The sequence below is a fragment of the Desulfosporosinus sp. Tol-M2 genome, assembly GCF_059735615.1.
On the sequence record NZ_JCAIJG010000061.1, the window covers coordinates 1 to 7,606 of the forward strand.

Here is a 7,606-nt window from a genome sequence, read left to right on the forward strand (position 1 = left end):
GCCTAAAAGAAAACCCTCTTCAAAACTCCCCTTACCGGACCACTGCAGACCCCGGTTATTGGAAAGAAGAAGTTGGTCCCCCGCTTTCAGCTCACCGGCCGGTTTCCAGCTTTCGGTAATATGTTCGCGGGTCACCTTCTCCGCAACACGGACGAGATGATCCGCGGTTAATTTCAGCTCATAACCCCGCTCTGTCTTGACTGCTAAAATGGACTGCGTCCCGGTGGAAAAGAAACCTTCCGGGCTTGTCCGATGATATTCCCCGTTTAAAACCAGTTCAAGTTCCTGGCCTAACACAGTTTTTACTTGGGCCGGGCCTTGGCTTGTCAGAATCCAAGTATCTCCCGTAATACAAGGATTCGTTGCTTCAATCTCTCCCTGCAGAGGAGTAGGATTCCCTTCATTTAAACGGTCAAGAAAGACGATGCCCGGTTCTCCGTTCTTCCAGGCATGCTCTACGATTTTATGAAAAATCTCCGGTGCAGATAATTTCCCTACGGAGACGCCCGTATGAGGGTCTATGAGATCATAGGAACGTCCTTCACGGACAGCCAGCATAAAGTCTTCCGTGATCCCGACAGAAATGTTAAAGTTCGTAATCTCTTTATTTTCTTCTTTACAATGAATAAACTCCACAATATCCGGATGGTCCACCCGCAGAATTCCCATATTCGCGCCGCGCCGGGTTCCGCCTTGCTTAACCGCTTCCGTGGCGGAATTAAAAACCCGCAGAAAGGAAACCGGACCGGAGGCTACGCCGCCGGTTGAGCGAACCATGCTATTTTTCGGGCGCAAACGCGAAAAGCTAAAACCGGTCCCCCCACCGGATTTATGAATAATCGCGGCATTTTTGATGGCATCAAAAATTTCCTCCATGCTATCTTCAACCGGCAAAACAAAACAAGCGCTCAATTGTCCGAGATCCCGTCCGGCGTTCATCAAGGTCGGCGAATTGGGCATGAATTCAAGTTTCGCCATCATCGTATAAAATTCTTGAGCCAAGGCCTCGGTTTCTTTTTGGCTTTTGCCGTATTTATCCTCTTCAATTCCTGCAATCACACAGGCTACCCGATAAATCATATCTTCCGCAGTTTCAACCACTTGTCCGTCTGCTTGTTTTAAATATCGTTTTGCCAATACTACCTGCGCATTAGGCGTAAGCTTAGCGTTCAGCCAGGTTTTTGGCGCTTGTCCTTCGAAAATCAACGCGAATCCCCAACTTTCCATCATTACTTTCCATAATTACTTTCCATCATAACGTTCCATCATAACTATTCAATTTTGTCCTTCTTCTGTATAGTTCCCCGTTTGGCAATCAGCTCTTGCAACTCCTCCATAAAACGTTGTATATCCTGAAACTGTCGATAGACGGAAGCAAAACGTATGTAGGCAACTTCATCCAATCCAAACAGCTGTTCCAGCACAGCTTCCCCCACCTGAGCACTCGACACCTCACGCTCCGAACTGTTGCGCAGGATTATTTCTATTGCGTAAGCTGCCTCCTCAATTTGTTCCATGGTAATTGGCCTTTTTTCACAAGCCCTTAACATGCCGGACATCATTTTAGAGCGGGAAAATTCTTCGCGCCGTCCTTCTTTCTTAACCACAATGAGCGGAGAATCCTCAAATTTTTCGAAGGTGGTAAACCGACGCAAACAACGTTCACATTCCCTGCGTCTGCGGACTGCCGTGCCCTCTTCCACCTGACGTGAATCATTAACTTTAGTATCCTCGTTGCCGCAGAATGGACAATGCACAGCTTCACCCCCAACATATAGTATGTTTTTTATTTAACCACACTATATGTTGTGTGTCAAACTCATTTATAATCTATATTATCGTCTATATAACGCTTTTTTTCTCTCCCAGGACATATTTTTATCCAGTATCTCTTTCTTCCTTGTCTTTAGAAATACTATGTTGTCTTCATTTCGGCAAAAGGGCTGAATAACCCAGCCTCGTATCCGCGAACACCTCTCCTCAACCGGGCATAGAGTATTACTACCAAGGGTAATTGATAATACTTATCATTTCATACAAGGAGGGCTCTTTATGTGTGGTATTGTAGGTGTTGTGGATTGGAAACGTAATCTCACCCTCCAAAAAGATATCCTGGTTGGTATGACTCAAGCCCTTACACCCCGGGGACCGGATGCGGAAGGGTACTGGCTTTCCCCTCGTGCTGCTTTCGGCCACCGCAGACTTGTTGGCGTTGACCCCCAAGGAGGCCGTCAGCCGATGATTCGCCAACAAGGTGAAAATACTTTTGTCATGATCTATACTGGTGTACTTTATAACAAACCGGAAATCCGTCAAGAGCTGCTGAGTCGTAACTACCGTTTTGAAGGACATTCTGATACGGAAGCCTTACTTCTCTCCTACTTAGAATGGGGGCCTTCTTGCGTTGAGCGTTTGAACGGTATATTTGCCTTTGGCATCTGGGACAGTAGAGAACAGCAGTTATTTGTGGCGCGTGATCGCCTAGGGGTTAAGCCTCTCTTTTACAGCGAACAAACAAGTTCACTTGTTTTTTCTTCAGAACTTAAAGCCCTGCTTAAACACCCGGATATATCCCCCAATATCGGACAGGAAGGATCGGCTGAAGTCTTCTTTGTTGGCCCGGCACATACTCCCGGAGCAGGTGTTCACAAAGGAATTTCTGAGCTAGAACCCGGGCATGTTCTATTATATTCTGCGAATGGTTTGTACATTCGCAGGTACTGGGCCTTACCTGATAATGTCCATACCGATGGATCTCTTGATTTCAGGACATGTACTTGAGATAAGAAAATGATTGTGTTAAGCTGAAGAAAAATAAAGTCATTTAGGTGCCCTTTGGGAGAATAGGGAAGTTCGGTTGGAAACCGACGCGGACCCACCACTGTATTCGATGAGCTTTCGTAAAACCACTGGCCTTGGCTGGGAAGGTTACGAGTTTAGCAATGATTCGAGAGCCAGGAGACCTGCCTAAATGTTTACGTCTTCCCATAACTTGGGGAGCGGCGGTGATGACGGAAAAGTCCCGACCACAGGTTTATTTGTGGCTGGGCTTTACTTTTTCTACTAATTATAACAAAATAGAGGGGATCAAACCATGCAAAACTTATCCGCAGCTCAACTAAACGCACAACTTCAAACACTCATAGCAAGCATTACGGATCTTGACGAGGAGAGCATTGGGCAGATCGAAAAGCGCCTGGACTCACTCACCAAACCGCAGGGCAGCCTTGGACGGTTGGAATATTTGGCAAAGCAACTTGGCGGCATCCAACGAACCTCCAATCCTAAAATTCTGAAGAAATCCGTCCTCTTAATGGCCGGTGATCATGGAGTCGTCGCCGAAGGAGTCAGTGCGTTTCCCCAAGAAGTTACTTCCCAAATGATTTACAATATCCTGGGTGGCGGCGCTGCCATCAATGTTTTAGCTCGTCAGGCCAATGCGGAGGTTTTTTGTACTGATGTCGGAGTTGCCTTCCCCTTAGAAGGGGACATAATCCACAAACGTGTTGCCAACGGAACCCGGAATATGACCAAAGGCCCCGCTATGACCCGTCAACAAGCTCTGCAAGCTCTGCTGGTGGGCGCGGAAATTGCCGATGAAAAAATCCGTGCAGGCTATAATCTCTTAGCCACTGGAGACCTTGGAATCGGGAATACGACCCCCAGCACAGCTATCATTGCCCTCTTGACAAATTCCACCATTGAATCAGTCGTTGATCGAGGAACCGGGCTCGATGACGCCGGATTAAGCAAGAAACGGCATGCTATTAAAAAAGCAATTGAAATTAATCAGCCCGATCCACAGGACGCCCTCGACGTTCTAACTAAAGTAGGAGGCTTAGAAATCGCGGCGATAGCCGGTTCGATCCTGCAAGCTGCTGCCAGCCGTGTCCCTATCGTGATCGACGGTCTCATCTCGGCTGCCGGAGCACTCATAGCCGCGAAACTTGCCCCAAAAAGCACCGCCTTTATGATTCCCTCCCACAACTCAGTAGAAATTGGTCACTGTAAAGCCTTAACTGATCTGGGACTGGAGCCGGTACTTAACTTAAATATGAGACTTGGAGAAGGAACTGGAGCCGCCTTAACCTTTCATCTTATTGAAGCTGCCCTTCATATTCTCGAGGAAATGTCCACCTTCGCCGATGCCGGAGTCAGCGAACGGTCAATCTAACTTCCATATTCTTCATTAACAAATCCTAAAACACTGAAGCGGGTGAATGCTATTGTCTCAATTTACTCTCATCACAGGCGGCGCCCGGAGTGGCAAAAGCCGCTTTGCCGAACTTCTTGCCGCTCATGCAAAACGTCCCGTCATTTACATTGCTACCGCTCAAATAGGGGACGCAGAAATGGCCCTGCGCATCAAAAAGCACCGGCAACAACGTCCGTCCACTTGGCGGCTCATTGAAGAACCCCGGAACATTCGCGCTGCCTTGATTCAACTTAAAGACGAAGACGCGGTTATTCTTCTCGATTGTGTCACGCTCTGGCTAAGCAATCTTCTCTTAGCAGATAACCCACCGAAAGACCAGGATTCATTCAACAACGAACTTGAACCTCGAATCCTGGACACTGTAAAGGACGTCGCCCAACTAACCCGGGAGATTAAACCGCAAGTCATCTTTGTCTCCAACGAAGTAGGTCAAGGAATTGTTCCTGAGTACCCTTTGGCCCGGGCTTACCGGGATTTAGCCGGAAGGAGCAATCAAATTCTGGCTCAGAGTGCGGATCAGGTTTATTTGGTCGTGGCGGGTTTTCCCATGGAGATTAAACACCCCGGCGAGAAGCTGCTTGCTTCCCTGCTCAAGGAGTGATTAATTTGCGCGGCTTTCTCATTGCCCTTACCTTTCTGACCCGGCTCCCTTTACCTGCACCCAAAGTAGAAGTCACCTCGGAGGAATTTTCACTAAGTTATCGCTATTACCCCTTGGTCGGACTTATCATAGGACTACTCCTTTGGCTTCTGGCGAAAGCGTTGACTCTTTATTTCCCCGCCTTGGTTCTAGGTGCTCTCTTGTTGGTTGCTGAGTTAATGCTTACAGGGGGGCTCCATCTTGATGGGTTCATGGATAGTATGGATGGATTACTATCCGCCCGGAGTCCGGAACGTATTCTGGAGATCATGATGGACAGCCGAATTGGAGCTCATGCCTGCATGGCCCTCTTCGGCTTATTACTCCTCAAATTCGCCTTACTTGCCAGCCTGACTCCCCCTCAATTTTCCATCCTCCTTGTTATGCCCATGCTCTCACGCTGGGTATTTCAGATTGGGGTGGTCGGGTTTCCTTATGCCCGCCCCCAAGGACTGGGAAAAGGTATTCATGACACTACCCGCTGGATTCCTTTTCTTATCAATGGATGCTTAGTTTTGGGAGCCTCCTTTTTTCTCTCCGGATTTGCCGGACTTATCGCCTTTGGAGTATGTGTCATCACTGTGACCTTGCTTGCCTCCAGAATTTCCTCTCTCTTAGGGGGATTAACCGGAGACTTGTACGGAGCGTTTATCGAGCTTTCGGAAGTTGGGTGTTTACTGGCCGCTCTTCCCTTTCTCGGCAAAGCCTGACAAGACCCTCTCCATCCAACCAAAATATGAAGTTTATGACTATACTCAAGTAACGGATTCACCAAATGATAGTGTTAAGTAAACTAAAATTCCTAAGATGGAAAAAATGACCAGTTTCTATTAATTTACAACGCTCAACTTCTAAAGTATACTTAAAAAGTAACTATTTATAAGTCTAAAACTTCAAGCAAAAAAATTACCTCTGATAAAGGAAACGACACCCACTTAGCCAGGAAGGTGATATGATTGAGTTTAGCGGAACATGTTGATAACATTTTAAACCACGATGAATACAAGCAGTTGGCTTCATATACTCATCACAGGCCTTTTACAACCCTGGAGCACTCCCTCCGGGTCGCTCAAATTGCCTATAACTGGTCAATACGACTGGAAAGTACCCTTAAGTTAGATACTTTTGCAATCACCCGGGGCGCCCTCCTTCATGACTTTTTCTTATATGATTGGCATCACCTTAGACCCGAAGGAGCAAGATGGCATGGTTTTCGCCATCCTCGTATTGCCTGCGAGAATGCGGAACGTTGTTTTATCCTAAGCGAAAAGGAAAAGGATATTATTTTAAGCCATATGTGGCCACTCACCGTTCGCAGGCCCCGGAGCCGGGAAGCTTTTCTCGTTATGGTCGCTGATAAAGCGGCATCGATCCAGGAATTCAGATTTAAATTCAAACGCAACCTCCCATCCTCTGAGCGGTACACCACACTCCGTCTGGTAAAACATATGTGAATAAAAAACTCCCTTTCTGCTCTGATTAGTGACCGAAATAGTATGACATGCCTTGTTTTCTGGCATGTCATTTCTTATTGTCAGCCATGTGATAAAAACCCTTTGTAAGTTTCCGCCGTGCTAAAAAATTGAGAAAGCACTGAGAATCAGCGAAAACATATAGCTTTCGGCGCAGATCTGCACTAAACTAGAACAAGGGTCATTCTTTGAGGGATGACCCACGCATGGTGCAGTTTTTATTTTAAGGGAGGTTAACCGTTGACCAAGAAGTACTTCTCCTTAATGACGTTGCTAATTTCCCTCGCGATAGTGATTTTTCTTTATCCTAAGATGCAGCACCCTGCTGAATTACAGGCGTTCGTGACTCAGTGGGGATTATTAAGCATTTTTATTGACCTTGCTATAATAATGACTTTGGTTCTTTTTCCAGTGATGCCGTTTGTCTTAATGGCAGGGATTAACACCATTATTTACGGGTGGATCGGTGGTTTTATGCTTTCCCTTAGCGGGAGCTTGTTAGGCGCCTCTTTGGGTTTTTGGCTAGCACGTACGCTGGGACAAGAGTGGGCGCAGCCAAAGATGAAGAAGCTCGGAAAATGGGGCGCTCTGCTAAGAGGAAATAGCTTTTCCGTTGTCCTTCTCTCGCGACTTATTCCGGTACTTCCCTCTGCCGCAGTGAATTATGCTGCCGGCTTATCCCTTATGACCTTTCCTTCGTTCTTGTTAGCCTCCCTGCTCGGAAAATTTCCCATGATTATTTGGGAATCCTGGGTAGGGCATGATTTATGGCGAATCTCACATCATCCGGGTCGGCTATTGTTGGCCTTAGCGATCGGCGCTCTCCTGTTTGGATCAGTGGGACTCTATTGGTATTATTCTAAAAAGTTCCCCCAGCCACCTCACTTACGCTAAAACAAACTCAATACCTGGCAAACGCCTTTGCAATCACCCGATACCCGGCCGCGTTGGGATGCATGTAATCCGGGCCGATTAGATACCGTTCTTTTCCTCTGAGCGCACGACCTAAATTAACCACCACAAACCCATATCGTTTTGCCCAAGCGATAACTATGGCATTGGCAGCGTCAATAACCCCTTGTACACGTTCGTTATATTGGGCGTAAGGGCCTACCGGCATGGGATTATACAGAGTGGCTACTTTTACAATTGCCTTAGGATTGAGTCGCCTTATCACTTCTCCGGCCTGATCAAGAGTTTTGCCCATGTTACCCAAGATCATAGGGAACTGAAATGTGTTAATCGATTGATTAGAGTTCCTTAGATAATGAAGTAAAT

General features: G+C 46.9%; 8 protein-coding genes, 1 pseudogene and 1 riboswitch. Of the genes and pseudogenes, 6 read left to right on the top strand and 3 right to left on the bottom strand.

Annotation, left to right across the window (positions count from 1 at the left end):
- Both AC6I5A_RS04210 and nrdR read right to left on the bottom strand, forming a co-directional pair.
- A partial coding sequence (locus AC6I5A_RS04210; protein WP_497900484.1) for a ribonucleotide reductase barrel domain-containing protein occupies positions 1–1,206 on the bottom strand: 1,206 nt, incomplete at its 3' end.
- 65 nt (positions 1,207–1,271) lie between these two features.
- Positions 1,272–1,757: a transcriptional regulator NrdR gene (nrdR, locus tag AC6I5A_RS04215; protein WP_034612097.1), complete on the bottom strand. Its 486-nt coding sequence runs from the start codon at positions 1,755–1,757 to the stop codon at positions 1,272–1,274.
- Between the two features lie 295 nt (positions 1,758–2,052).
- On the opposite strand from nrdR, the pseudogene AC6I5A_RS04220 reads away from it, so the two are divergent.
- From AC6I5A_RS04220 to AC6I5A_RS04245, 6 genes and pseudogenes are all read left to right on the top strand, one after another.
- Positions 2,053–2,778, top strand: a pseudogene (locus AC6I5A_RS04220) (asparagine synthetase B family protein); the annotation flags it as partial.
- Positions 2,779–2,809: 31 nt separating this feature from the next.
- Positions 2,810–2,985, top strand: a riboswitch (cobalamin riboswitch).
- 109 nt (positions 2,986–3,094) lie between these two features.
- Positions 3,095–4,174 (top strand): nicotinate-nucleotide--dimethylbenzimidazole phosphoribosyltransferase, encoded by a 1,080-nt coding sequence (gene cobT, locus AC6I5A_RS04225; protein WP_034612098.1) that lies wholly within the window; start codon positions 3,095–3,097, stop codon positions 4,172–4,174.
- Positions 4,175–4,226: 52 nt separating this feature from the next.
- Positions 4,227–4,817, top strand: a complete 591-nt coding sequence (gene cobU, locus AC6I5A_RS04230) for a bifunctional adenosylcobinamide kinase/adenosylcobinamide-phosphate guanylyltransferase (protein WP_034612100.1) — start codon at positions 4,227–4,229, stop codon at positions 4,815–4,817.
- Between the two features lie 5 nt (positions 4,818–4,822).
- Complete coding sequence (cobS, locus tag AC6I5A_RS04235) at positions 4,823–5,566, top strand: adenosylcobinamide-GDP ribazoletransferase (RefSeq protein WP_034612102.1); 744 nt, start codon at positions 4,823–4,825, stop codon at positions 5,564–5,566.
- Positions 5,567–5,812: 246 nt separating this feature from the next.
- On the top strand, positions 5,813–6,310 hold the full coding sequence (locus AC6I5A_RS04240) for an HD domain-containing protein (protein ID WP_034612104.1): 498 nt from the start codon (positions 5,813–5,815) through the stop codon (positions 6,308–6,310).
- Between the two features lie 258 nt (positions 6,311–6,568).
- Positions 6,569–7,222, top strand: coding sequence for a TVP38/TMEM64 family protein (locus AC6I5A_RS04245; RefSeq protein WP_497900483.1), 654 nt, complete (start codon positions 6,569–6,571; stop codon positions 7,220–7,222).
- Between the two features lie 7 nt (positions 7,223–7,229).
- Here the strand turns inward: AC6I5A_RS04245 and AC6I5A_RS04250 are convergent.
- Positions 7,230–7,606 (bottom strand): GDSL-type esterase/lipase family protein (locus tag AC6I5A_RS04250; protein WP_034612148.1); only part of this gene is annotated, 377 nt, incomplete at its 5' end.

What these genes read in the sequence shown, in the direction of transcription:
- cobT (WP_034612098.1), top strand. Translation starts at nt 3,095, where the DNA reads ATGCAAAACTTATCCGCAGCTCAACTAAACGCACAACTTCAAACACTC.